The sequence below is a fragment of the Serratia sp. 2C06 genome, from assembly GCF_050037615.1.
Taxonomy (GTDB): Bacteria; Pseudomonadota; Gammaproteobacteria; order Enterobacterales; family Enterobacteriaceae; genus Serratia; species Serratia ureilytica.
The window spans coordinates 295,315-319,309 of the sequence record NZ_CP188299.1; the positions used below are offsets into that span (position 1 = coordinate 295,315).

A 23,995-nucleotide genomic window follows, 5' to 3' on the forward strand; every position below is an offset into this window, starting at 1 on the left:
ATCGTTGAGCGCAGCGTAATCGGCTGCCGGACAAACAGGGCATTATATCCACATAATTGAAATGGATATAAGCATGAGGATCGGAATTTGGCGCAGCGGCCACAAAAAACCGCGTTCTGCATCTGAGCAAAAAAAAAACGGCCCCTTCTCAGGAGCCGCTTGTTAACCGGTCAAACCAGCAGAATTACTTCTTCTTGGCTTTCGGGTTAGGCAGGTCGGTGATGCTGCCTTCGTAGATTTCCGCCGCCAGGCCCACGGATTCGTGCAGGGTCGGGTGAGCGTGGATGGTCAGCGCGATGTCTTCCGCGTCGCAGCCCATCTCGATAGCCAGACCGATTTCACCCAGCAGCTCGCCGCCGTTGGTGCCGACAATCGCGCCACCGATGATGCGGTGAGTTTCTTTGTCGAAGATCAGTTTGGTCATGCCGTCTGCACAGTCGGAAGCGATCGCACGGCCGGAAGCCGCCCACGGGAAGGTGGAGGTTTCGTAGCTGATGCCTTTCTCTTTCGCTTCTTTCTCGGTCAGACCCACCCACGCCACTTCCGGCTCGGTGTAAGCGATGGATGGGATCACTTTCGGATCGAAGTAGTGCTTCATGCCGGCGATAACTTCTGCGGCGACGTGACCTTCGTGCACGCCTTTGTGCGCCAGCATCGGCTGACCGACGATGTCGCCGATGGCGAAGATGTGCGGCACGTTGGTGCGCAGCTGTTTGTCGACGTTGATGAAGCCACGCTCGTCAACTTCAACACCGGCTTTGCCGGCATCCAGCAGTTTGCCGTTCGGCACGCGGCCGATCGCCACCAGCACCGCGTCGTAACGCTGTGGCTCTGCCGGCGCTTTTTTACCTTCCATCGTGACGTAGATGCCGTCTTCTTTGGCTTCTACCGCGGTCACTTTGGTTTCCAGCATCAGGTTGAACTGCTTGCTGATACGTTTGGTGAAGACTTTCACCACGTCTTTATCTGCCGCCGGGATAACCTGATCGAACATTTCAACGACGTCGATCTGTGAACCCAGCGCATGGTATACGGTGCCCATTTCCAGGCCGATGATGCCGCCGCCCATAACCAGCAGACGCTCTGGGACGGTTTTCAGCGCCAGCGCATCGGTAGAATCCCACACGCGTGGATCTTCATGAGGAATGAATGGCAGTTGGATCGGACGAGAACCTGCAGCGATGATGGCGTTGTCGAAGTTGATGGTGGTTGGGCCGTTTTCGCCTTCCACAACCAGGGTGTTAGCGCCGGTGAACTTGCCCAGGCCGTTGACCACTTTCACTTTACGGCCTTTCGCCATGCCAGCCAGACCGCCGGTCAGCTGAGTGATGACTTTTTCTTTCCAGACGCGCACTTTGTCGATGTCGGTTTTCGGCTCGCCGAAAACGATGCCGTGTTCGGCCAGCGCTTTGGCTTCTTCGATCACTTTGGCAACGTGCAGCAGTGCTTTGGAAGGGATACATCCCACGTTCAGGCAAACCCCGCCCAGAGTGGAATAACGTTCAACCAGAACGGTTTCAAGACCTAAGTCAGCGCAACGAAAGGCTGCAGAGTAACCTGCCGGGCCCGCCCCAAGTACCACGACCTGAGTTTTAATTTCAGTACTCATCATGACCTCTTAATTGATTGTCCGGCGGGTCAGACGTCATTTTTATTGCTAATCGATCTCATAACGCCCTTCATCCACCGGGACGCTTACACCGCGAGCAGTTTACAGAATTGTTAATAATCTGCAAAGCGTGTTCGAGTGACCCGTGTCTCAACAATTTTGTCGAGTTATGCAAAATCCGACAAAACTGCTACAGAATCGTCAGGGGCGCAGCATGCTGCGCCCCTTTTGCATTACATCACCAGACGGCGAATGTCGGACAACATGTTGTTGATGATGGTGATGAAGCGCGCACCATCGGCACCGTCGATAACGCGGTGGTCGAAGGACAGCGACATCGGCATCATCAGGCGCGGCATGAACTCTTTACCGTTCCAGACCGGCTCCATCGCAGACTTGGAGACGCCCAGGATAGCCACTTCCGGCGCGTTGACGATCGGCGCGAAGTGAGTTGTCCCGATGCCGCCCAGGCTGGAGATGGTGAAGCAGCCGCCCTGCATCTCGCCCGCAGTCAGCTTGCCGTCGCGCGCTTTCTTGGAGATGGTCATCAGCTCGCGAGACAGCTCGGTGATGCTCTTCTTGTTCACGTCCTTGAACACCGGAACCACCAGGCCGTTCGGGGTATCTACCGCCACGCCGATATTGATGTATTTCTTCAGCGTCAGCTTCTGACCGTCTTCGGACAGCGAGCTGTTGAAGCGCGGCATCTGCTCCAGAGCGGCAGCGACGGCTTTCATGATGAACACGACAGGCGTGAACTTCACGTCCAGCTTGCGCTTGGCCGCTTCTTCGTTCTGCTGCTTGCGGAACGCTTCCAGATCGGTGATGTCGGTTTTGTCGAAGTGAGTCACGTGCGGGATCATCACCCAGTTGCGGCTCAGGTTCGCGCCAGAGATCTTCTGGATGCGGCCCATTTCGACTTCTTCGATCTCGCCGAACTTGCTGAAGTCCACTTTCGGCCATGGCAGCATACCTGGCAGACCGCCGCCGGCAGCAGCCGGGGCCGCTTCAGCGCGTTTCACCGCGTCTTTCACGTAAGCCTGAACGTCTTCGCGCAGGATGCGGCCTTTACGACCGGTGCCTTTCACTTTCGCCAGGTTAACGCCGAATTCACGCGCCAGACGACGAATGACCGGAGTCGCGTGCACGTAGGCCGCGTTCTCGGCGAACTCGCCTTTGTCTTCAGCTTTCGCAGCCGGAGCGGCGGCTTTAGCGGCGGCCGGCGCCGGCGCAGCGTCCGCTTTAGCGGCTGGAGCGGCGGCAGCGGCAGGCGCAGCGCCTTCCACTTCGAACACCATGATCAGGGAGCCGGTTTTCACTTTGTCGCCGGTCGCGATCTTGATCTCTTTCACGGTGCCCGCGAACGGCGCTGGCACTTCCATGGAGGCCTTGTCGCCTTCCACGGTGATCAGAGACTGCTCGGCGGCAACCTTGTCGCCCACCTTGACCATCACCTCGGTCACTTCGACTTCGTCACCGCCGATATCCGGCACGGCGACGTCTTTAGCCGCAGAGGCCGCAGGCGCTGCGGCGGCAGCCGGTGCTTGCGCCGCAGCCGGGGCCGCAGCGGAAGCGGCGCCGGCCACTTCGAACACCATGATCAGGGAACCGGTTTTCACTTTGTCGCCGGTCGCGATCTTGATCTCTTTCACGGTGCCCGCGAACGGCGCAGGGACTTCCATGGAAGCCTTGTCGCCTTCCACAGTGATCAGGGACTGCTCGGCTTCCACCTTGTCGCCCACTTTCACCAGGATCTCGGTCACTTCGACTTCGTCGGCGCCGATATCCGGCACGGCAACGTCTTTGGCCGCAGCGGCAGCCGGGGCAGCTGCTGCCGCCGGTTTTTCTTCCGCTTTCGCCGCCGGTGCAGCTTCCGCTGCGCCTGCCGCTTCGAAGATCATGATCAGTTTGCCGGTTTCGGTTTTATCGCCGACCGCCACTTTAATCTCTTTCACCACGCCCGCCTGCGGGGAGGGCACTTCCATGGAAGCCTTGTCGCCTTCCACGGTGATCAGCGATTGTTCCGCTTCAACTTTATCGCCGACCTTCACCAGAATCTCGGTGATTTCGACTTCATCTGCACCGATGTCCGGTACGTTGATTTCGATAGACATTATTCAGTACCTCTTAGGCCAGACGCGGGTTAACTTTTTCCGGGTTGATGTCGAATTTCTTGATTGCATCAGCAACCACGGAAGCTTCGATCTCACCGCGTTTAGCCAGTTCACCCAGAGCAGCAACCACCACGTAGGACGCATCGACTTCGAAGTGGTGACGCAGGTTTTCGCGGCTGTCCGAACGACCGAAGCCGTCGGTGCCCAGTACGCGATAATCGCTGGCCGGCACATAAGTACGAACCTGTTCGGCGAACAGTTTCATGTAGTCGGTAGAGGCTACCGCCGGCGCTTCGTTCATCACCTGAGCGATGTAAGGCACGCGTGGCGCTTCGGTTGGGTGCAGCATGTTCCAACGCTCGCAATCCTGGCCGTCGCGCGCCAGTTCGGTGAACGAGGTCACGCTGTAGGTGTCGGAACCCACGCCGTAGTCCTTCGCCAGGATCTGCGCAGCTTCGCGCACGTGGCGCAGGATGGCGCCGGAGCCCAGCAGCTGCACCTTGCCTTTGCTGCCTTCCAGCGTTTCCAGCTTGTAGATACCCTTGCGGATACCTTCTTCCGCACCCTGCGGCATCGCAGGCATGTGGTAGTTTTCGTTCAGCGTGGTCAGGTAGTAGTACACGTTTTCCGGGTTGTCGCCATACATGCGCACCAGACCATCGTGCATGATGACCGCCACTTCGTACGCGTAAGCCGGATCGTAAGAGATGCAGTTAGGGATGGTCAGAGACTGGATGTGGCTGTGGCCATCTTCGTGCTGCAGACCTTCGCCGTTCAGGGTAGTACGGCCCGAGGTCCCACCGATCAGGAAGCCGCGCGCCTGTTGGTCGCCCGCTGCCCAGCACAGGTCGCCGATACGTTGGAAACCGAACATCGAGTAGTAGATGTAGAACGGAATCATCGGCAGATCGTTGGTGCTGTAGGAGGTCGCTGCGGCCAGCCAGGAAGAGGCTGCGCCCAGTTCGTTGATGCCTTCCTGCAGGATTTGGCCTTTCTCGTCTTCTTTGTAGTAAGCAACCTGCTCACGGTCCTGCGGGGTGTACTGCTGGCCGTTCGGGCTGTAGATACCGATCTGACGGAACAGACCTTCCATACCGAAGGTACGCGCTTCGTCGGCGATGATTGGCACCAGGCGATCTTTGATCGACTTGTTCTTCAGCATCACGTTCAGGGCACGCACGAAAGCGATAGTGGTGGAGATCTCTTTGTTCTGCTCTTCCAGCAGCGAGCTGAAATCTTCCAGCGCTGGCATTTCCAGCTTCTGGGTGAACTCCGGCAGACGGGTAGGCACATAGCCTTTCAGAGCCTGGCGACGTTCGTGCAGGTATTTGTACTCTTCGGAATCTTTCTCGAAGGTGATGTACGGCAGTTTTTCGATGTCAGCATCGGCAACCGGCACGTTGAAACGATCGCGGAAGTGGTGAACCCCTTCCATGTTCATTTTTTTCACCTGGTGAGCGATGTTTTTACCTTCCGCGGTTTCACCCATGCCGTAACCTTTGATGGTGTGAGCCAGGATAACGGTCGGTTTGCCTTTGGTGTCCTGCGCTTTTTTCAGTGCAGCGAAGATTTTCTTCGGATCGTGACCACCACGGTTCAGCGCCCAGATTTCGTCGTCGGTCATGTCTTTGACCAGCGCCGCGGTTTCCGGGTAACGGCCGAAGAAGTGCTCGCGCACGTAAGCGCCGTCTTTGGATTTGAAGGTCTGGTAGTCGCCGTCCAGGGTCTCGTTCATCAGCTGAACCAGTTTACCGCTGGTGTCTTTGCGCAGCAGCTCGTCCCAACGGCCGCCCCAGATCACTTTCAGCACCTGCCAGCCTGCGCCGGAGAAGATGCCTTCCAGTTCGTTGATGATCTTGCCGTTACCGGTGACCGGGCCGTCCAGGCGCTGCAGGTTGCAGTTGATGACGAACACCAGGTTGTCCAGCTTCTCGCGGGTGGCGATGGTGATGGCGCCTTTGGATTCCGGCTCATCCATCTCGCCGTCGCCCAGGAAGGCGTAAACGGTCTGCTCAGAGGTGTCTTTCAGGCCGCGGTGTTCCAGGTATTTCAGGAACTTCGCCTGATAGATGGCGCTGATTGGGCCCAGGCCCATGGATACGGTCGGGAACTGCCAGAATTCCGGCATCAACTTAGGATGCGGGTAAGAGGACAGGCCGTTGCCGTGCACTTCCTGACGGAAGTTGTTCATCTGTTCTTCGGTCAGGCGGCCTTCAAGGAAGGCGCGCGCGTAAACGCCCGGAGAGATGTGGCCCTGGAAGTAGACCAGGTCGCCGCCGTCTTTCTCGTTGCGTGCGCGGAAGAAGTGGTTAAAGCAGACTTCATAGAAGGTCGCGGAAGACTGGAAGGAAGCCATGTGGCCGCCCAGCTCCAGGTCTTTCTTGGATGCGCGCAGAACGGTCATGATCGCGTTCCAACGGATCGCAGAGCGAATGCGGCGTTCCAGATCCAGGTTGCCTGGGTAAGCCGGTTCGTCTTCTACCGCGATGGTGTTGACGTAGTTGTGCGCTGCAGCACCGGCCGCAACGTTAACGCCGCCTTTGCGGGCTTCTCCCAATACCTGATCAATCAGAAACTGAGCTCGCTCAACACCCTCTTCACGGATGACCGATTCGATCGCCTGCAGCCAGTCGCGGGTTTCGATCGGATCCACGTCATTGTTTAAACGTTCTGACATGGTGGTATTCCTTATCTGTCTAATGGTTTGTTTGGAGCCTGTCTTCCTGTGCTCTGTGAAAAAACACACGAAGACAGGCCCATCAGTTTAGTTGCCGCTTAAGTACTTAACTAAGTACCTCGAACTTAACCCCCGCAGGCTGGTGTACCCTGAAGAGGACAGCTCTTAATCCTTGCGTTGCTGGAGACGCCGCAGCGATCTCTCGCGCCGAGTATGCTCCCGGCTGAGATCCAGCAAGATTTCCTCGATAAACGCCAAGTGGCGATGCGAGGCTTCACGGGCCTTTTCCGGCTCGCGTGCCACAATCGCCTCAAAAATTCCGGCGCGGTGGCTGCTCACTTTTGCCAACATCTCACGGCGCGAGTAGAGCAATTCAAAGTTCTGACGCACGTTCTGTTCCAGCATCGGCCCCATGCAGCGTAGCAGGTGAAGTAACACAACGTTGTGAGCGGCTTCAGTCACGGCGATTTGATACTGCATGACCGCATCGGCTTCGGCGTCGAGATCGCCGCTGTCTTGAGCCTGTTGAATCACGATGTGGCAGTCGCGGATGCGCGCCAGATCTTCATCGGTGCCGCGCAGCGCCGCGTAATAGGCGGCAATGCCTTCCAGCGCGTGACGGGTTTCCAGCAGATCGAACTGTGATTCGGGATGGTCGGCCAGCAGCTCGGCCAGCGGATCGCTGAAGCTCTGCCACAGATTAGTTTGCACGAAGGTGCCGCCGCCCTGACGGCGCAGGAGCAGCCCTTTCGCTTCAAGGCGCTGAATGGCCTCTCTCAGAGAAGGACGGGAGACATCAAATTGTTTCGCCAGCTCGCGCTCCGGAGGCAGTTTTTCGCCTGGGCGCAGTGTCCCCTCGAGGATCAGGTATTCGAGCTGTTGCTCGATAACATCTGACAACTTGGGTTGGCGGATTTTGCTGTAGGCCATGAGTGAATTCTTCTCTGCGAATGGCGCGGAGTCAATTGGTAATACCAATTTCAAAAACGTGACGGTAAAGTAACAAAGTATTCACCTCCTGTCCATACGGGCCTTGATCGAAATCAGGTTACCCGCACATTTTAACACCCCGCTGAAAACCCCGCTGCAAACCGGTAACGCCGTGATGGTATTACCATTTACGCGGCGGGTTGGGGATTTAACTTTTACCAAACCTTACGCAAGGCAGAGTGCAAACTTTTTGCCCGAGTTTTATTGCATGGTTATTACGCTTTAATGAATGGCTATTTGGCGAACAGCGCAACGGCGGTTCGTTCATTATTTGAACGCGGCCCACCGTTCAGATCTACGTTATTTTTGCGCATTATGTGATTTGTTGCTTATTTCATGCACTGAATCCCCCCTGCCGTCACACAACCCGCATTTTGTTTCCTAAACTGCTGCAATCTTAATCACTCACACGACAAAGCAGGTGCAAACCGACGCGCATAACATTATTCTCTGCCAAACGGTAGCGGCGCCGTGGAATTAATAGCTATAACGCCGTAAATAAAACAAAACACACATCGTAACCACTGCTTTACAGGCAGGTGGGCATTCACAACGACAGAGGGTTAGATTGATGGATGGTCAACAGCATGGTGACCAGCTGAAGCGCGGCCTGAAAAACCGCCATATTCAGCTCATCGCCTTAGGTGGCGCAATCGGCACCGGGTTATTTCTCGGTATCGCTCAAACAATAAAAATGGCCGGCCCGTCAGTGCTCCTCGGCTACGCCATCGGCGGCTTCATCGCGTTTCTGATCATGCGCCAGCTGGGGGAAATGGTGGTGGAAGAGCCGGTCGCCGGCTCCTTCAGCCACTTCGCCTACAAATACTGGGGCAACTTCGCCGGCTTCGCCTCCGGCTGGAACTACTGGGTGCTGTATGTCCTGGTGGCGATGGCGGAGCTGACCGCGGTCGGCATCTACGTGCAGTACTGGTGGCCGGAGATCCCCACCTGGGTTTCCGCCGCGGTATTCTTCCTGGCGATCAACGCCATCAACCTGGCCAACGTCAAAGTTTACGGCGAGATGGAGTTCTGGTTCGCCATCATCAAAGTGGTGGCGATTATCGGCATGATCGTGTTCGGCGCCTACCTGCTGTTCAGCGGCATGGGCGGCCCGGAAGCCACCGTCACCAACCTGTGGGCGCAGGGCGGGTTCTTCCCGAACGGCGTCATGGGCCTGGTGATGGCGATGGCGGTGATCATGTTCTCCTTCGGCGGCCTCGAGCTGGTCGGCATCACCGCCGCCGAAGCCGACAACCCGCAAAAAAGCATTCCGAAAGCCACCAATCAGGTGATCTACCGCATCCTGATCTTCTATATCGGTTCGCTGGCCATTCTGCTGTCGCTGTACCCGTGGGGCAAAGTGGTTGAAGGCGGCAGCCCGTTCGTGCTGATCTTCCACGCGCTGAACAGCAACCTGGTGGCGACCGTGCTGAACATCGTGGTGCTCACCGCCGCGCTGTCGGTCTACAACAGCTGCGTCTACTGCAACAGCCGCATGCTGTACGGCTTGGCGCAGCAGGGCAACGGCCCGAAAAGCCTGCTGAAGGTCGACGGCCGCGGCGTGCCGGTGGTAGCCATCGGCATTTCCGCCCTCGCCACCGCGCTGTGCGTGCTGATTAACTACCTGATCCCGGGCCGCGCCTTCGAACTGCTGATGGCGTTAGTGGTATCGGCGCTGGTGATCAACTGGGCGATGATCAGCCTGGCGCACCTGAAATTCCGCGCCGCCAAAAACCGCGAAGGCGTGGTGCCGAAGTTCAAAGCGTTCTGGTACCCGTTCAGCAACTACCTGTGCCTGCTGTTCATGGCCGGCATCCTGGTGATCATGTACCTGACGCCGGGCATTCAAATCTCGGTGCTGCTGATCCCGGTATGGGTGGCGATCCTGGCCGTCGGTTACGCCATCAAACAGCGCAGCCAACGTGTCGACGGCGTCACCAGCCGTTGAATCCCGTGACCGCGCAATAAAATGGCCCGCAGATGCGGGCCATTTTTTTCGTCTGAACGCCGCTTACTTGCGCAGCGCTTTCACCTGCTCGGCGGTGACGTCCGCCGGCAAACCGCCCCAGGTCACCCGCAGGTAATTCACCAGTTCCGCCACTTCAGCATCGCTCAGACGCTCGCCGAAACCCGGCATACTCTGCATGCTTTCACCGTTCGGGAACTGCTGGGCCGGCAGGCCGTCCAGCACCGACACGATCAGGTTCTTGCCGTCCGCCTGGCGCAGCGTGGCGTTATCGCGCATCGCCGGTGCCACATGCGGTTTGCCCTCACCTTCGCGCGCATGGCAACCGGCGCACTGATCCAGATAGGTCATGCGCCCGGCATCGCTGCCCTGGCCCATTTTCACCGGCACCGCCGCCGGCGGCTGCTCGCCCATCAGATACAGCGCCAGCGCCTGATGATCTTCCGGCGTCAAATGACGGGTGCTGAGATCCACCACCATATGCATCTCACTGAAGGCCGAACCCTGCGGCGCGAGGCCAGTGCCGAGGAAGCGGCTGACGTCCTGCGGCGTCCAGCCGCGCTGCGCCAAGCCGTGCGGCGTAATGTCCGGCGCCATGAAGCGGCCGAGATCGCCGCCCTGCATCGGCTTGCCGAGATCCATCTGTCCCAGCGCGCCGCGCGGCGTGTGGCATTCGCCACAGTGGCCCAGCACGTCGGCCAGATAGCGGCCGCGCTGCCATTGCGGCGAGCTGCCCTGCGAACTGGCCGGCAGCGGATCCTGGCTGCGGAACAGCAGATTCCAGCCGATCAGCGCCATGCGCTGGTTGAACGGGAACGGCATGTCGTTGGCCGGAATGGCCACGTCCACCGCCGGGCGCGTCATCAGGTAAGCGTAGATGTCATCGGCGTCCTGACGCGAAATGCCCTTGTACGAGGTGTAAGGCATCGCCGGGTACAGGTGCCGCCCGCCCGGCGCCACGCCCTGCGTCAGCGCCAGGAAGAAGTCGTCCTTGCTCCAGCGCCCGATGCCGTGGTCGGCCGACGGCGTCAGGTTGCTGCCGTAAATCGTGCCGAACGGCGTGTCCAGCGGATAGCCGCCGGCCAACGGCGCCCCGCCGCTGGCGGTATGGCAGGCGGCGCAGTCGGCGGCCTGCGCCAGATAGCGGCCGCGCGCGATCTGTTCGGCGCTGGCGGTCACCTGCTGCACCGGGCCGTCGTAACGGCGGTTTTCCCGCCACCACAACAGCGCAATCACCACGATCGCCACCAGCACAATCAACACTGCGAGACGTTTTTTCATTGCGCCGTCTCCTTCAGCAGGCCCGGCGTTTTCAGCACCACGTCGCGCACCGCTTCGTAGTAGCGCACGTAGCCGGTGCAGCGGCAGATGTGGCTGTCCAGCGCCTGCTCGATGGCGTTCTCCAGCTGATCGCGGGCGATCGGTTCACGCTTGAGCTTTTCCACGAAGATGGTGGCGGCGTTGACGAAGCCCGGCGTGCAGTAGCCGCACTGGAAGCTGTAGTGCTCCAGAAACGCCTGCTGGATCGGCGACAGCTCAACCACCTCCCCCTGTTCGTCCACCCTGGCGTGGCCTTCGACGGTGCGCACTTTCTTGCCGTTGAAGAAATGCGCGCCGGTGATGCAGGTGCGCACCTCTTCGCTGGTGCCGCTCGGGTGATCGACAATAGCCACGCAGGCGTGGCAAATGCCCTGCCCGCAGCCGAGGCGCGAACCGGTCAAATCGAGATACTCGTGCAGGAAATCGATCATCATCAAGCCTTCCGGCACCTCGATCGGGCCATACTGTTTCTCGTTGATGGTCAGGGAAATCGGCTGGGTTTTAATGCTCATTGTAATACCTCACGAATATTTTCTGCACGAACGGGCAAATCACGGAAACGGTGGCCGGTGGCGTCGGCAATGGCGTTGACCAGCGCGGCCACGATCGGGATCATCACCACTTCCGCCATGCCTTTCGGCGGATCGGTTTCCGACAGCGCCGGCAGGATGTCGCCGCTCTGTTTCCATACCGCCACGTCGCTGGCGCGCGGCAGGTGGTAACGGTTGAAGTTCCAGGTGCCGTTGCCCGGGCCGTCTTCGTACAGCGGTAAATATTCGTGCAGCGCATGGCCGATGCCCATCGCCAGCCCGCCCTGCAGTTGGCCGGAAACCAGTTCCGGCACGATCAGGTTGCCACACTCCATGATCGAGTGGTGATTCAGCAACTCCACCTGGCCAGTGGCGATATCCACCGCCACTTCCGCCAGCGTGCCGACGGCGCTGTAGTAGGTCACCGCCGCATTGTTGCGCTGGGTCGGCGGATAATAGACCTGCCCGCGCGCCAGCGGTTTGAATTCGCCGCCGGCGTTGCGCAGCGCCATGCCGTCGACCGGCAGGCGTTCGCTTTTGCCGTTCAACGTAAAATCGGCCTCCGCCCACTGCCAGCGGTTGAACACATGCACCGCCGCGCCGGTGACGCCGCCCATCTGATAAGCCGTCTTGGCCAGCAGCTCGAGGCTCAGCACCGACATGCCCGCCGCCGTCAGGCCGCCTTCGACCCAACGCGCATCTTCGCGCCGCACCACCAGCGGCGCTGCCTGGCCGCCGCCGATACCGGCCTGCCACAGCGCCATCGCCGCCGGCCACAGGCCGTGATCGAAGATCAGGCGCGCCGCTTCGCGGGTGCTGTGCGAGAAGTAATAGGCCGAGTTGCTGGCGCTCGACGGCGAACAGTAGCTCGGCGTCCAGTTGGGGTTGGTTTGCAGCTTATCCTGCTCTTCCTGCGACATCAGGTAAGGATCGCCGCTGGTGACCATCGGCAATACCGACCAGTCGGTGACCGAGAAGTGCGCTTCGTCGGCCGGTTTGCCCAGCCACTGCGCGCACAATACCGACTGCGAGGTCGACATGCCGGTGCCCATCTCCGCGCCGCTGTGATGCAGGGTGATGCGGCCGTCTTCGCTCAGCTCCACCCGGGCGAACGAGGTTTCCGCCCCGGTGCCGAAGTCTTTCTGCACGCAGCCGAAGCCGACGCCATAGCGCTTGCCGGGATGGCGGCTCTCAAACTCGGCCTTGCGTTCGGCGCGCTTAAGCCATATCTCATGCTTCGCCGCCTTTTCCAGTACTTCATCGGCGCGGATCGCACCGGCCGGGATCGCCCCCTGGGTGTTTTTCATGCCGGATTTCAGCACGTTGCGCAGGCGGAACTCGATCGGGTCAATCTTCAGCTCGGCGGCCAACTCATCCACCATCATCTCGGTGGCGGCCATGCTCTGCAGCGTGCCGTAACCGCGCGCCGAACCGGCGTCGATGGCGCGTGAAGCCAGCCCGACCGACGACAGATCGCTTTTCGGGAAGTAGTAAATCGACTGGGCGGCGGTTGCGCCGACCATCACCACTGAAGGGGTAAAGTTGCTGCGGCCGCCACCGTCCGCGGTCATGTCACCGAGGAACGACTGCATGACGCCGGTCTGCTTATTCACCGCGATGCGGTAGTTCATGTCGAACGCGTGGCGCTTCAACGCCGTCTGGAACTGTTCGAAGCGATCGTTGGCCAGGCGCACCGGGTGACCGTCGCCGTACATCGCCGCCACCGCGCCGTAATACGGGAAGTTGTAGTGGTCTTTCGAGCCGTAGCCCACGGTGTAGCACGGGTGCAGGATCAGCTGTTTCACCGGCGGATTGCGCTTGGCCAGCATGCGCGGCATCTCGTCGGCCACTTCCTGCGGCGACTGCGTCGGCACCACCAGATGCAGGGTTTGCGTCTGCGCGTCGAACCAGCCGTTGGCGTTGTCCGGCTCCAGCGCCGAGGTGTCGATCGACTGCGTGGTGTAGCGGCGCGACATTACCAGCCAGTCGGCCGGCGGATTCGCCAACTCGTCGGCGATCATCCCTGCATAGCGCATGCCCTCCTGATCCAGCTTGCCGCCCTCGCGCCCTTCCGGCCACACCGGCAGGTGTTTTTTCATCGACACCGGGAAGATCGGCGTGTCCTTCAGGCTGGAGAAGCGATCGTCGTCGAACGGTTGTTCTCCCCCCACCCGCACATAGCGGAAGCTGCCCCAGGGATCGCGCTCGAGCGGGCCGGTCACCGCGCCGTATTTGATGGTTTCTTCGCGGAATTTCAGCTTGTCCTTGGCGAAGCGGAAACGGGCGAAGTCGTGATAGATCAGGATCGCCACCGCCTGGCCGAGGTAGGCCGGAGTTTTGCCGCTCGGCAGCAGCATGTCGTCACCGTAGAACGCCGGAAAGGCCAGGCCGTCGCGCGCCAGATCTTCCGCCGTCACCAGGCGATCCGGCTGCAGATCGTCCCCCAACAGCGACAGATCGACCCCTTCGAACAACCGGTCGGCCTTGGTCACGCGCAGAATGAAGGCGTGCGCCTGTTTCTGCGGCCAGTGCGGCATGTCCACCGCGCGGATATCGCGCGCGAACACCTTCTGCCCCATGACCTTGGCGCGGCCGTCGATACGGAAACGCACGCGCTTGGCCTGCGGATCCCAATTGGGCGACTGGAGGATTTTTTGCTCGAACAGCGCGGCGTAGGCGCGGCTGTACAGGGGCGCGAGGTACACGGATACCCCCGCAATCACGGCGCTTTTGATAAAGCGACGCCGCGACGGGTTGAAATTGCTCATAAATAAGTCCTTCACGTCTTTCTTGTAATTGGTTTTTGTTCGCGGTGTTGTTGCGCAAACGCTGACGACCTTGCCGTAGACGTCATAAGCATATGCTTATAACTAAAATTATGTGATGATTAACAGGCTGTTTTCAACAAAAAAACATTTGCAAAACACATAAGGTTTGTACGCTAATAAATAATTTGCGCAAACGCGGGCTTGAACCATGATCACGGGCATCATTATTACCGCCGCCGGACGCGGGGAGCGCTTTATTCGGGCCGGCGGCCAGGGCAACAAACTGAACGCCGGGTTTGCCGATGCGGCGGGCGAGCGGCGTTCGCTGTTCGAACACACCCTGCGCCAGGCGCTGGCTTCCGAGCTGCCGGTGCAGGTGGTGACCCGTCCGGATAATCTGCCGGTGCTGGCAGCCTGCGCCGCCAATCAGGTGCCGGTTACCCTGCTCGCCAGCGCGGGCCTCGGCGACTCGATCGCCGCAGGCGTTGCGGCCACGCCACACTGGCAAGGCTGGCTGATCCATCTGGCCGATATGCCGTTCGTCGGCGCCGACGTTTTCCGGCAGGTGGCGAGCGCCTTACGGCAACACGCGATCGTACGCCCCAGCTATGCGCAACAGCCCGGTCACCCGGTCGGCTTTTCCGCCCTATTGCGCAAACAACTTTGCCAACTGCGCGGCGATAATGGCGCCCGTGGGCTGTTGCAAGGCGCAGCGGTGCACCTGTTGCCACTTGAACACCCCGGCGTCGTGCAGGATATTGATCTTCCATCGCAACTTCCGGCCAGCGAGTAAATTCACCTATGCAACATCTTGATGTCACCGTGGTCAGCCAGGCGATAAGCTGGCTGCAACACCAGCCGGTCTGGTTATGCACCGTCCTCAGCACCTATGGTTCTTCGCCGCGCTCGCCGGGCGCGCTGATGGCGGCTACCCGCGACGGCCGCTACAGCGGTTCGTTGTCGGGCGGGTGCGTGGAGGAGGACTTTCTGCGCCGCGTGGCCGCCGGGGAGTATCAGGCGGCCAGCCAGGTGATCCGTTACGGCGAAGGCGGTATGACGCCCAACGTGGCGCTGCCGTGCGGCGGCGTGCTGGACGTGCTGATCGAGTATCTGCCGGCGGGAGAAGCCAGCGTCGCTTACCTGCGACGCATCGCCGGCGCGCTGGAAGGGCATCACGCGCTGATCAAACGCCTGACGCTGCCCCACGCCTGCCACAGCCTCGAGCAGAGTCATTTCACCAGCGCCACCCAGGTGGAACGCCGGCTCGAACAGATTACCCTGCATATCGCGGCCGCGCCGCGCCTGCTGATCGCCGGGCTGTCCAGCGTGGCGCTGTACTGCGCCGATTTCGCCGTGGCGCTGGGGTTTGAGGTGCTGGTGTGCGAGAATCGCCCGGAGGCGCTGGATAACTTCGCCGCCGAGTTAAAACCGGGCGTGACGCTGCTGCGCCAGTTTCCGGCCAAGTTCATTGAGGACGGCGGTTGCCACGCCAATACCGCCGTCGTGGCGCTGACCCACGATCCGCGTATGGACGATCTGACGTTGATGGAAGCGATCCACACTCCGGCGTTTTACATCGGCGCCATGGGATCGCTGAGAAACAGCGCGCGGCGGCGCCAGCGGTTGCAGCAGATTGCCGAATTCACGCCGCAGGAGTTGGAACGCATCCATGCGCCGATCGGCCTGCCGCTGGGCAGCAAAACGCCGGCGGAGATCGCCCTGGCGGTGATGGCGGCGATCGTGCAGCAGAAAAACCGGCGGCCGGCCGCCGACGGGATCAGTGCAGCGGCACCACCGGCACCAGATGCTGCAGCTCCAGATGCAGCTCCTCTTTCCCGCTCAGCGAATAGCTGAACACCGTCATGTCCGGCCCGTCACCGCGGGCCAGCCCCATTTCGGGCAGCACCTGCGTGTAAATTTTAATGATGTGATCATTGAGCGCCACCGGCTTGCCGGAATAGCGAAAACGGCAAAACTCGCCGTGGATCTCCGGCAGCGGCTCCAGCGTCACGCCTTCACGCAGCGGATAGTCCGTCGTCACGCCCAGGGTATAGTCGACCCTGACCCGCTCGCCGTCCGGCACCAGTTGGGTAAACGAATAGGTTTGCGTCGGGCGCTCGCCCAACAAGGTGTAAAACTGCGCCCGCAGCGCGCTGCGCTGCGGCAGATGCGACTTATCCAACCTCTCTATGTCCAGGTGGTAAGCGTACTGCTTGCCGTGAAAAGCGTATTGCCCTCTGGCGATGCTGACGCGTTCAACCTCAATATCGCCGGGCTGGCTGGCCGCGAGTGAACGCACCAGATTGCTGAAGTCCTGTTTGCGGGCATGACGATAAACGCTGGGCGACTCGGCGAAGTGTTTCTTGAAACAGCGCGAGAACGTCTGCTGATTATCGAATTGATATTCAACCGAAATGTCCAGAATGCTCTTCTGCGTGAAGCGCAAGGCGAAGGCGGCGAGGTAGAGGCGACGAGCGCGGATGTAGGAGGCTAACGACAATCCGGTCTGCTTCTTGAACATGCGCTGCAGGTACCATTTCGTATAGCCTGACTTGGCGGAAACGATATCCAACGACAGCGGATTGGTCAGGTTGTCTTCAATCCAGACCAGCAATTCCCTGATGTGACTTTCCTGCGTTCCCATGTGCTTGCCGAACCTTATGTTACCGATATTCCATTAGTCGAATTTTAGTGCTATCCGCGTAGGGTATACAGGTTAAAACTCGCCGTCCAGCAAGCTACAGGACTTTACACAGTCCCCCTTCACCGCCCGCGAGCGGCGAAGGGGGCAACGCTTATTTCAGGCAGCTGGCGCATTGGCCAGCCTGGATCTTCTGGAAGAAGTCATTGCCTTTGTCATCCACCAGGATAAACGCCGGGAAATCTTCCACTTCGATTTTCCAGATCGCTTCCATGCCCAATTCAGGGTACTCCACGCACTCCAGGCTCTTGATGCTCTGCTGCGCCAGCACCGCCGCCGGGCCGCCGATGCTGCCGAGGTAGAAGCCGCCGTGCTTGTGGCAGGCATCCGTCACCTGCTGGCTGCGGTTGCCTTTCGCCAGCATGATCATGCTGCCGCCGTGAGATTGCAGCAGATCGACGTAGGAATCCATACGCCCGGCGGTGGTCGGCCCCAAGGAACCGGACGCATAGCCTTCCGGCGTTTTAGCCGGGCCGGCGTAGTAGATCGGGTGATCCTTGACGTACTGCGGCAGGCCCTCACCGCGATCCAGGCGCTCTTTCAGCTTGGCGTGCGCGATATCGCGGCCAACGATGATGGTGCCGCTCAGCGACAGGCGGGTGGAAACCGGGTACTGCGACAGCTGTTTGAGGATCTCGGCCATCGGACGGTTGAGATCGACCTTGATCGCCTCGCCTTCCCCGGCCTGGCGCAGCTCCTGAGGAATGAATTTACCCGGATTGTGCTCCAGTTTTTCCAGCCAGATGCCGTCGCGGTTAATCTTGCCTTTGATGTTGCGGTCCGCCGAACAGGAAACGCCCATGCCGACCGGGCAGGAGGCGCCGTGGCGCGGCAGACGCACCACGCGGATATCATGCGCGAAGTATTTGCCGCCGAACTGCGCGCCCAGCCCCAGGTTCTGCGCTTCTTGCAGCAGTTCAGCTTCGAGTTCCAGATCGCGGAACGCCTGACCATGCTCGTTGCCTTCGGTCGGCAGGCCATCGTAATACTTGGTCGAGGCCAGTTTGACGGTTTTCAGCGTCGCTTCCGCCGAGGTGCCGCCGATGACGAACGCCACGTGGTACGGCGGGCAGGCCGCAGTGCCCAGCGTGCGCATCTTGTCGACCAGGTAGTTTTTCAGCTTGCCCGGCGACAGCAGCGCCTTGGTTTCCTGATACAGATAGGTTTTGTTGGCTGAACCGCCGCCCTTGGCGATGCACAGGAACTTGTACTCTTCGCCGTCCACGCTGTAGAGATCGATCTGCGCCGGCAGGTTGCTGCCGGTATTGACCTCTTTGTACATATCCAGCGCGGCGTTCTGCGAATAGCGCAGGTTCTCTTCGATGTAGGTGTTGTACACCCCACGCGACAACGCTTCTTCATCGCCGCCGCCGGTCCAGACGCGCTGGCCCTTTTTGCCGACGATGATCGCCGTGCCGGTGTCCTGGCAGGTCGGTAAAATACCCTTGGCGGCGATTTCTGAGTTACGCAGAAATTGCAGCGCAACGTACTTGTCGTTTTCGCTGGCGTCCGGATCTTTGAGGATATCGGCCACCTGCTGTTGGTGCGCCGGGCGCAGCATGAACGACGCGTCGTGGAACGCATGCTGGGCAAGCAGGGTTAACGCTTCAGGGGCAACTTTCAGTATTTCCTGGCCTTCAAACTCGCTCACGGAAACGTGGTCGCGGCTCAGCAGGTAATATTCGGTATCGTCTTTCTTCAGCGGGAACGGATCTTGATAGTGGAACGGTTTATTCGACATTGATCTCTCACTTGCAACATCAGCTGCGTTAAATTCACACTTGCGGCGCGCGAGGCGGCGCCTTGTCAAAAAACTGCCTTCACCTTACGTATTTTTAATCAGTCAGTTATTGCGCCAAATCGCAAAATAACCGCTCTTTGCGTAAGGGATTGCCACAGGCGGCGTTTCAACCTTGCTCGGTGAGAACTGCGGGTACAGGCTCATCATGCACGCTTTATTATCCCGCAGTTAACACATTGATTACAATCCATCGGTGGCGATCGCTTTATCAATGTGGCGAAAAAGCGCCGGATGCGATTTGCGCCGGTGCGTATTGTCAGCCGCCGCGCCATTGCTTAAGCTAGCCGCAATGAACAAACCGAGAATCCCCATCGCGCTGCAACAAGCGGTGATGCGCTGCCTGCGAGAAAAGCTGCAGTTGGCCCGCCGGCATTTTGCCGTCGAGTTCCCCGAACCCAGCATCGTCTATCAGCAACGCGGCACCAGCGCGGGCACCGCCTGGCTGCAAAGCTGGGAAATCCGCCTGAACCCGGTGCTGCTGCTGGAAAACCAACAGCCGTTTATCGATGAAGTGGTGCCGCACGAACTGGCGCACCTGCTGGTGTTTCGCCAATTCGGCCGGGTGGCGCCGCACGGCCGCGAATGGCGCTGGATGATGGAAAGCGTGCTGCTGACGCCCGCCAGCCGCACTCACCGTTTCGAAACCGCCTCGGTGCAAAGCAAGACCTTCCCCTACCGCTGCGCCTGTGGGCAGCACCAGCTCACCATTCGCCGCCATAACCGCGTGCTGCGCGGCGAAAGCGAATACCGCTGCCGCCGGTGCGGCGAAAAACTGAAATTTCTTGCTAGCGAGAACCTTTAGTTAAACGATTTATACGTTAAAACAAGCAAATATCGCCATTTGCCACTACCGGCAAGTTCCGTTACCCTGCCTGCTTTTCCAATTTTGAGCTGTTTTGGAATATGCTTCGCAGAATTTTGTTTATGGCGGTTTTCGCCGCAGGCGCCGTACAGGCGCACGGCATCAATAACTTCTCTCAGGCCAAAGCGGCGGCGGCCAAGATTAACCGGGATGCGCCGGGCAGCTTTTACTGCGGCTGCCGCATCGACTGGCAAGGCAAGAAGGGCATCCCGGATCTCGCCGGCTGCGGCTATCAGGTGCGTAAAAACGCCCAGCGCGCGCAGCGCATCGAGTGGGAACACGTGGTGCCGGCCTGGCAGTTCGGCCACCAACTGCAGTGCTGGCAAGACGGCGGACGCAAAAACTGCAATAAGGACGCCACCTATCGCCAGATAGAAACCGATCTGCACAACCTGCAGCCGGCGATCGGCGAAGTGAACGGCGACCGCAACAACTTCATGTACAGCCAATGGAACGGCGGCGCAGGCCAATACGGGCAGTGCCCAATGAAGGTGGACTTCAAGAATAAACAGGCGGAGCCGCCCGCCCGCGCCCGCGGCGCCATTGCCCGCACCTACTTCTACATGCGCGATCGCTACCAGCTGCGGCTGTCACGCCAGCAAACCCAACTGTTCGAGGTGTGGAACCGGCAATATCCGGTGAGCCAATGGGAATGTCAGCGTGAAGCACGTATCGCCAAGGTGCAGGGCAACCACAACCCCTATATTCAACAGGCTTGTCAGCAGCGGAAAAGCTAACCTACTATAGCCTTTATCTTTCATGGCGCCGCCAACCCGCGGCGCCGTTTCGTCAGGATCAGACTACCCATGCGCATACCCCGCATTTACCATCCGCAGCCGTTGACCGACCGGGCGGAGATCGCCCTCAGCGAGGACGCCGCCAACCACGTCGGGCGCGTGCTGCGCATGAGCGCCGGCCAGGCGCTGCAGCTGTTCGACGGCAGCAACCAGGTGTTCGACGCCGAGATAGTCCGGGTGGACAAAAAGAGCGTGCTGGTGCGCCTTGGCGACGCCCGCGTGGAGGACATCGAATCGCCGCTCAACCTGCATCTGGGCCAGGTGATCTCGCGCGGCGAGAAGATGGAGTTCACCATCCAGAAATCCATCGAGCTGGGCGTCAACGTCATCACCCCGCTGTTTTCCGAGCGCTGCGGCGTCAAGTTGGACGGCGAGCGTCTGGCGAAGAAAATCCAACAATGGCAGAAGATCGCCATCGCCGCCTGCGAACAGTGCGGACGCAACCGCATTCCCGAAATCCGCGAGGCGATGTCGCTGGAGGCCTGGTGCGCCGAGCAGGACGGCAGCCTGAAACTCAACCTGCACCCGCGCGCCAGCCACAGCATCAACACGCTGCCGCAGCCGGTAGACCGCGTTCGCCTGCTGATCGGCCCGGAAGGCGGTTTGTCCGCCGACGAAATCGCCATGACCACCGACCACGGATTTACTGATATTCTGCTGGGACCACGCGTTCTGCGTACCGAAACCACAGCGCTCACCGCCATTACCGCTCTGCAGGTCCGCTTCGGCGACCTGGGTTAAAGGAGAAAAGATGATTAAGCTCGGCATCGTGATGGATCCTATCGATTCCATCAACATCAAGAAAGACACCAGCTTCGCCATGCTGCTCGAAGCGCAGCGCCGCGGTTACGAATTGCACTACATGGAGATGAACGATCTCTATCTGCACGCCGGTGACGGGCGCGCCCGCACCCGCCTGCTGAGCGTGAAGGAAGACAAGGAGAGCTGGTTCAGCTTCGGCGCCGAGCAGGATCTGGCGCTGCACGATCTGGACGTGATCCTGATGCGCAAGGATCCGCCGTTCGATACCGAATACATCTACGCGACCTACATTCTGGAACGCGCCGAAGTCAAAGGCACGCTGGTGGTCAACAAGCCGCAAAGCCTGCGTGACTGCAACGAGAAGCTGTTCACCGCCTGGTTCTCGGAACTGACGCCGGATACGCTGGTCAGCCGCAGCGCCGCGCACATCCGCAAATTCCACCAGCAGCACGGCGACGTCATCCTGAAGCCGCTGGATGGCATGGGCGGCGCGTCTATCTTCCGCGTGAAGCAGGACGATCCTAACCTGTCGGTGATCATCGAAACCCTGACCGAACACGGCAGCCGTTTCTGCATGGCGCAGAACTTCCTGCCGGCGATCAAGGACGGCGACAAACGCATTCTGGTCGTCGACGGCGAGCCGGTGCCTTACTGCCTGGCGCGCATTCCGGCGCAGGGCGAGACCCGTGGCAACCTGGCGGCCGGCGGCCGCGGCGAAGCGCGTCCGCTGAGCGAGAGCGACTGGAAAATCGCCCGCGCTGTCGCGCCGACGCTGAAAGAGAAAGGGCTGATCTTCGTCGGCCTGGACGTGATCGGCGATCGCCTGACCGAAATCAACGTGACCAGCCCAACCTGCGCGCGCGAAATTGAGGCGGCATTCCCGATCTCGATTACCGGCATGCTGATGGACGCGATTGAAAAGCGCCTGGCGGCGAAGTAATGCGTCATGCGGGCGGCCTGCCGCCCGCTATCCTGCATCGCGCCCGCCAAAGCACGCCTTTGAACGCGGCTTGAAAGGCGGCGGGTATAGCCGCATACTGGCGGCTGTTTATTTTCTCACCCATTGATTACCTTATACTAACGCCATGAATTTACAGCACCATTTTCTGATCGCCATGCCAACGCTGCAGGATCCTCGCTTCAAGCGCTCGGTGATTTACATTTGCGAGCACAATGAAGAAGGCGCCATGGGTTTGGTGATCAATAAACCGGTGGAGCAGTTCACGGTAGCCACGGTGCTGAGCAAGCTGAAGATCATGCCGCCTGCGCGCGATCCGGCCATCAGCCTGGACAAGCCGGTGTTCGCCGGCGGCCCCCTGGCGGACGATCGCGGATTTATCCTGCATACGCCGCGCCACGGCTTTGGCGCCAGCATTCAAATTTCCCCCAACACCATGATCACCACCTCGAAAGACGTGCTGGAAACGCTCGGCACGCCGGAGCAACCGGACGACGTGCTGGTGGCGCTGGGTTATGCGGGTTGGGAAAAGGGCCAGTTGGAGCAGGAAGTATTGGAAAACGCCTGGCTGACCATCGAAGCCAACACCGACATTTTGTTCCGCACGCCGATCGCCAGCCGCTGGCGCGAGGCGGGGAACCTTTTGGGTATCGACATTCGCAGCATCGCCAACCACGCAGGACACGCCTGATGAGTAACCGCACCATTATCGCCTTCGACTTTGGCACCAAAAGCATCGGCGCGGCCGTCGGCCAGGAGTTGACCGGCAGCGCCCGCGCCCTGCCGGCTTTCAAAGCGCAGGACGGTTCGCCGGACTGGCTGAAAATCGAAAAACTGCTGAAGGAGTGGCAGCCGGATTTGGTGGTGGTCGGCCTACCGCTGAACATGGACGGCACCGAACAGCCCGTTACCGCCCAGGCGCGCAAGTTCGCCAACCGCCTGCACGGCCGCTTCGGCATCCAGATCGATCTGCATGACGAGCGTCTGAGCACCGTGGAGGCGCGCGCCAACCTGTTCGATCGCGGCGGCTTCCGCGCGCTTGATAAAGGCAGCGTGGATTCCGCCTCCGCGGTGGTTATCCTCGAAAGCTGGTTCGAACGGCAGCTGGGCTAAACGCCCGTTCCCTCCCCCGCGCAGTCCCCCAACACACCGGCGTCGATCCGCTGCTGCAAACCTTGCTCAAAGGTTTGCATGCCGGACTGCGCGCCGGTTTGCAACACGCTTGCCAACTGATGCGTTTTCCCTTCACGGATCAGGTTGCTGACCGCCGCCGTCGCCGTCAGCACTTCAAAGATCGCCACTCGTCCGCCGCCGGGGCGCCTCATCAGCTTTTGCGCGATCACCGCTTGCAGGCTGCCCGCCAGCTGGGCGCGCACGTAGGGTTTCTCTTCCGCCGGAAACACGTCCACCAGCCGTTCTACCGCCTGCGGCGCGCTGCGGGTATGCAGCGTCGCCAGCACCAGGTGGCCGGTCTCCGTCGCAGTGAGCGCCAGCCGGATGGTGGCGGTATCGCGCAGCTCGCCCAGCAGGATCACATCCGGATCTTCGCGCAGCGCGGCGCGCAACGCCGCATCGAAGCTGTGGCTGTCGCGGCCGATCTCCCGCTGCTGGATCAGCGATCGCCGGCTGCGGTGCAGGAACTCGATCGGATCTTCCAGCGTCAAAATATGCCGCTGCTGGTGCCGGTTGATCTCGTCGATCATCGCCGCCAGCGTGGTGGACTTGCCGCTGCCGGTGGCGCCGGTGACCAGGATCAATCCGTCGGCGCGCCGCAGCAGCGCCGGGACGATGGCCGGCGCCGCCAGCTCGGCAAGCGAAGGCGATTGCCCGGCGATACGCCGCAACGCGAGAGAAATCCCCGCGCTTTGTTGAAAAACGTTGGCGCGCAACCGCTCCCCGCTCGGCCTGTGCAACGCCAGATCGACCTGCCCCAGCCGCCGCAGGCTCTCGCGCTGCTGCGCATTCAGCAATCCATCGCAGAGGGCCTGCGCGCCTTGCGCCGTCAGCGTTTGTGCCGCCGCCAGCGGCTGCAGTTCACCGTCGATGCGCAACATCGGCGGATGACCGGCACAAAGGTGCAGATCGGAAGCATTATGCTTTACACTAAGGGCCACGAATTCATCGATATCCATATCACTCT

At 60.2% G+C, this 23,995-nt stretch carries 19 protein-coding genes; 9 read left to right on the plus strand and 10 right to left on the minus strand.

Annotated elements, in window-relative coordinates:
• Positions 1–184 precede the first annotated feature (184 nt).
• From lpdA to pdhR, 4 genes are all read right to left on the minus strand, one after another.
• Complete coding sequence (gene lpdA / locus ACP3TA_RS01830; RefSeq protein WP_033644926.1) at positions 185–1,609, minus strand: dihydrolipoyl dehydrogenase; 1,425 nt, start codon at positions 1,607–1,609, stop codon at positions 185–187.
• Between the two features lie 233 nt (positions 1,610–1,842).
• Positions 1,843–3,723 carry a pyruvate dehydrogenase complex dihydrolipoyllysine-residue acetyltransferase gene (gene aceF, locus ACP3TA_RS01835; protein WP_033644691.1) on the minus strand — a complete coding sequence of 627 codons (1,881 nt, stop codon included), beginning with the start codon at positions 3,721–3,723 and terminating at the stop codon, positions 1,843–1,845.
• 13 nt (positions 3,724–3,736) lie between these two features.
• Positions 3,737–6,400, minus strand: coding sequence for a pyruvate dehydrogenase (acetyl-transferring), homodimeric type (gene aceE / locus ACP3TA_RS01840; protein ID WP_089197421.1), 2,664 nt, complete (start codon positions 6,398–6,400; stop codon positions 3,737–3,739).
• Between the two features lie 165 nt (positions 6,401–6,565).
• Positions 6,566–7,330: a pyruvate dehydrogenase complex transcriptional repressor PdhR gene (gene pdhR, locus ACP3TA_RS01845; RefSeq protein ID WP_004937490.1), complete on the minus strand. Its 765-nt coding sequence runs from the start codon at positions 7,328–7,330 to the stop codon at positions 6,566–6,568.
• Between the two features lie 631 nt (positions 7,331–7,961).
• Between pdhR and ACP3TA_RS01850 the strand changes: the two genes are divergently transcribed.
• The gene (locus ACP3TA_RS01850; RefSeq protein WP_004937488.1) at positions 7,962–9,338 is read left to right on the plus strand and encodes an amino acid permease; all 1,377 of its coding nucleotides are present in this window, start codon (positions 7,962–7,964) and stop codon (positions 9,336–9,338) included.
• A gap of 63 nt (positions 9,339–9,401) precedes the next feature.
• Here ACP3TA_RS01850 and ACP3TA_RS01855 read toward each other — a convergent pair whose 3' ends face one another.
• The 3 genes from ACP3TA_RS01855 to ACP3TA_RS01865 are packed head-to-tail and all read right to left on the minus strand — an operon-like array spanning position 9,402 to position 13,974.
• Entirely contained in the window at positions 9,402–10,637 is a 1,236-nt protein-coding gene (locus ACP3TA_RS01855) for a cytochrome c (protein ID WP_122016813.1), read from the minus strand.
• Positions 10,634–11,188, minus strand: coding sequence for a (2Fe-2S)-binding protein (locus ACP3TA_RS01860; RefSeq protein WP_015379038.1), 555 nt, complete (start codon positions 11,186–11,188; stop codon positions 10,634–10,636). The genes ACP3TA_RS01855 and ACP3TA_RS01860 overlap by 4 nt, the downstream gene beginning before the upstream one ends.
• Positions 11,185–13,974: a xanthine dehydrogenase family protein molybdopterin-binding subunit gene (locus tag ACP3TA_RS01865; protein ID WP_047573695.1), complete on the minus strand. Its 2,790-nt coding sequence runs from the start codon at positions 13,972–13,974 to the stop codon at positions 11,185–11,187. Before ACP3TA_RS01865 ends, ACP3TA_RS01860 begins: the two co-directional genes overlap by 4 nt.
• Positions 13,975–14,182: 208 nt before the next feature.
• On the opposite strand from ACP3TA_RS01865, the gene ACP3TA_RS01870 reads away from it, so the two are divergent.
• Together ACP3TA_RS01870 and ACP3TA_RS01875 are read left to right on the plus strand one after the other, a co-directional pair.
• Positions 14,183–14,767 (plus strand): nucleotidyltransferase family protein, encoded by a 585-nt coding sequence (locus ACP3TA_RS01870; protein WP_047573692.1) that lies wholly within the window; start codon positions 14,183–14,185, stop codon positions 14,765–14,767.
• Between the two features lie 8 nt (positions 14,768–14,775).
• On the plus strand, positions 14,776–15,828 hold the full coding sequence (locus ACP3TA_RS01875; protein WP_047573689.1) for an XdhC family protein: 1,053 nt from the start codon (positions 14,776–14,778) through the stop codon (positions 15,826–15,828).
• Here the strand turns inward: ACP3TA_RS01875 and ACP3TA_RS01880 are convergent.
• Positions 15,752–16,618: a helix-turn-helix domain-containing protein gene (locus ACP3TA_RS01880; RefSeq protein ID WP_060660249.1), complete on the minus strand. Its 867-nt coding sequence runs from the start codon at positions 16,616–16,618 to the stop codon at positions 15,752–15,754. The genes ACP3TA_RS01875 and ACP3TA_RS01880 overlap by 77 nt on opposite strands.
• A 151-nt stretch (positions 16,619–16,769) precedes the next feature.
• Positions 16,770–18,416 (minus strand): class I fumarate hydratase FumA, encoded by a 1,647-nt coding sequence (gene fumA, locus ACP3TA_RS01885; RefSeq protein WP_033644683.1) that lies wholly within the window; start codon positions 18,414–18,416, stop codon positions 16,770–16,772.
• Positions 18,417–18,765: 349 nt separating this feature from the next.
• On the opposite strand from fumA, the gene ACP3TA_RS01890 reads away from it, so the two are divergent.
• The 6 genes from ACP3TA_RS01890 to ruvX all read left to right on the plus strand — a co-directional run bounded on the left by ACP3TA_RS01890 (position 18,766) and on the right by ruvX (position 22,968).
• Positions 18,766–19,278: a SprT family zinc-dependent metalloprotease gene (locus ACP3TA_RS01890; protein WP_033644682.1), complete on the plus strand. Its 513-nt coding sequence runs from the start codon at positions 18,766–18,768 to the stop codon at positions 19,276–19,278.
• Between the two features lie 101 nt (positions 19,279–19,379).
• Positions 19,380–20,075 (plus strand): deoxyribonuclease I, encoded by a 696-nt coding sequence (gene endA, locus ACP3TA_RS01895; protein WP_033644681.1) that lies wholly within the window; start codon positions 19,380–19,382, stop codon positions 20,073–20,075.
• Between the two features lie 69 nt (positions 20,076–20,144).
• Positions 20,145–20,876, plus strand: a complete 732-nt coding sequence (gene rsmE, locus ACP3TA_RS01900) for a 16S rRNA (uracil(1498)-N(3))-methyltransferase (RefSeq protein ID WP_033644679.1) — start codon at positions 20,145–20,147, stop codon at positions 20,874–20,876.
• Positions 20,877–20,886: 10 nt separating this feature from the next.
• A complete protein-coding gene (gene gshB, locus ACP3TA_RS01905; RefSeq protein ID WP_033644677.1) occupies positions 20,887–21,837 on the plus strand; it encodes a glutathione synthase in 951 nt (316 codons plus the stop codon).
• A gap of 145 nt (positions 21,838–21,982) precedes the next feature.
• Complete coding sequence (locus ACP3TA_RS01910) at positions 21,983–22,546, plus strand: YqgE/AlgH family protein (protein ID WP_004937452.1); 564 nt, start codon at positions 21,983–21,985, stop codon at positions 22,544–22,546.
• On the plus strand, positions 22,546–22,968 hold the full coding sequence (gene ruvX, locus ACP3TA_RS01915) for a Holliday junction resolvase RuvX (protein WP_015379046.1): 423 nt from the start codon (positions 22,546–22,548) through the stop codon (positions 22,966–22,968). Before ACP3TA_RS01910 ends, ruvX begins: the two co-directional genes overlap by 1 nt.
• Here ruvX and ACP3TA_RS01920 read toward each other — a convergent pair.
• Positions 22,965–23,987 (minus strand): type IV pilus twitching motility protein PilT, encoded by a 1,023-nt coding sequence (locus ACP3TA_RS01920; protein ID WP_089197423.1) that lies wholly within the window; start codon positions 23,985–23,987, stop codon positions 22,965–22,967. The two genes, ruvX and ACP3TA_RS01920, sit on opposite strands and share 4 nt — an antisense overlap.
• Between the last annotated feature and the right edge of the window lie 8 nt (positions 23,988–23,995).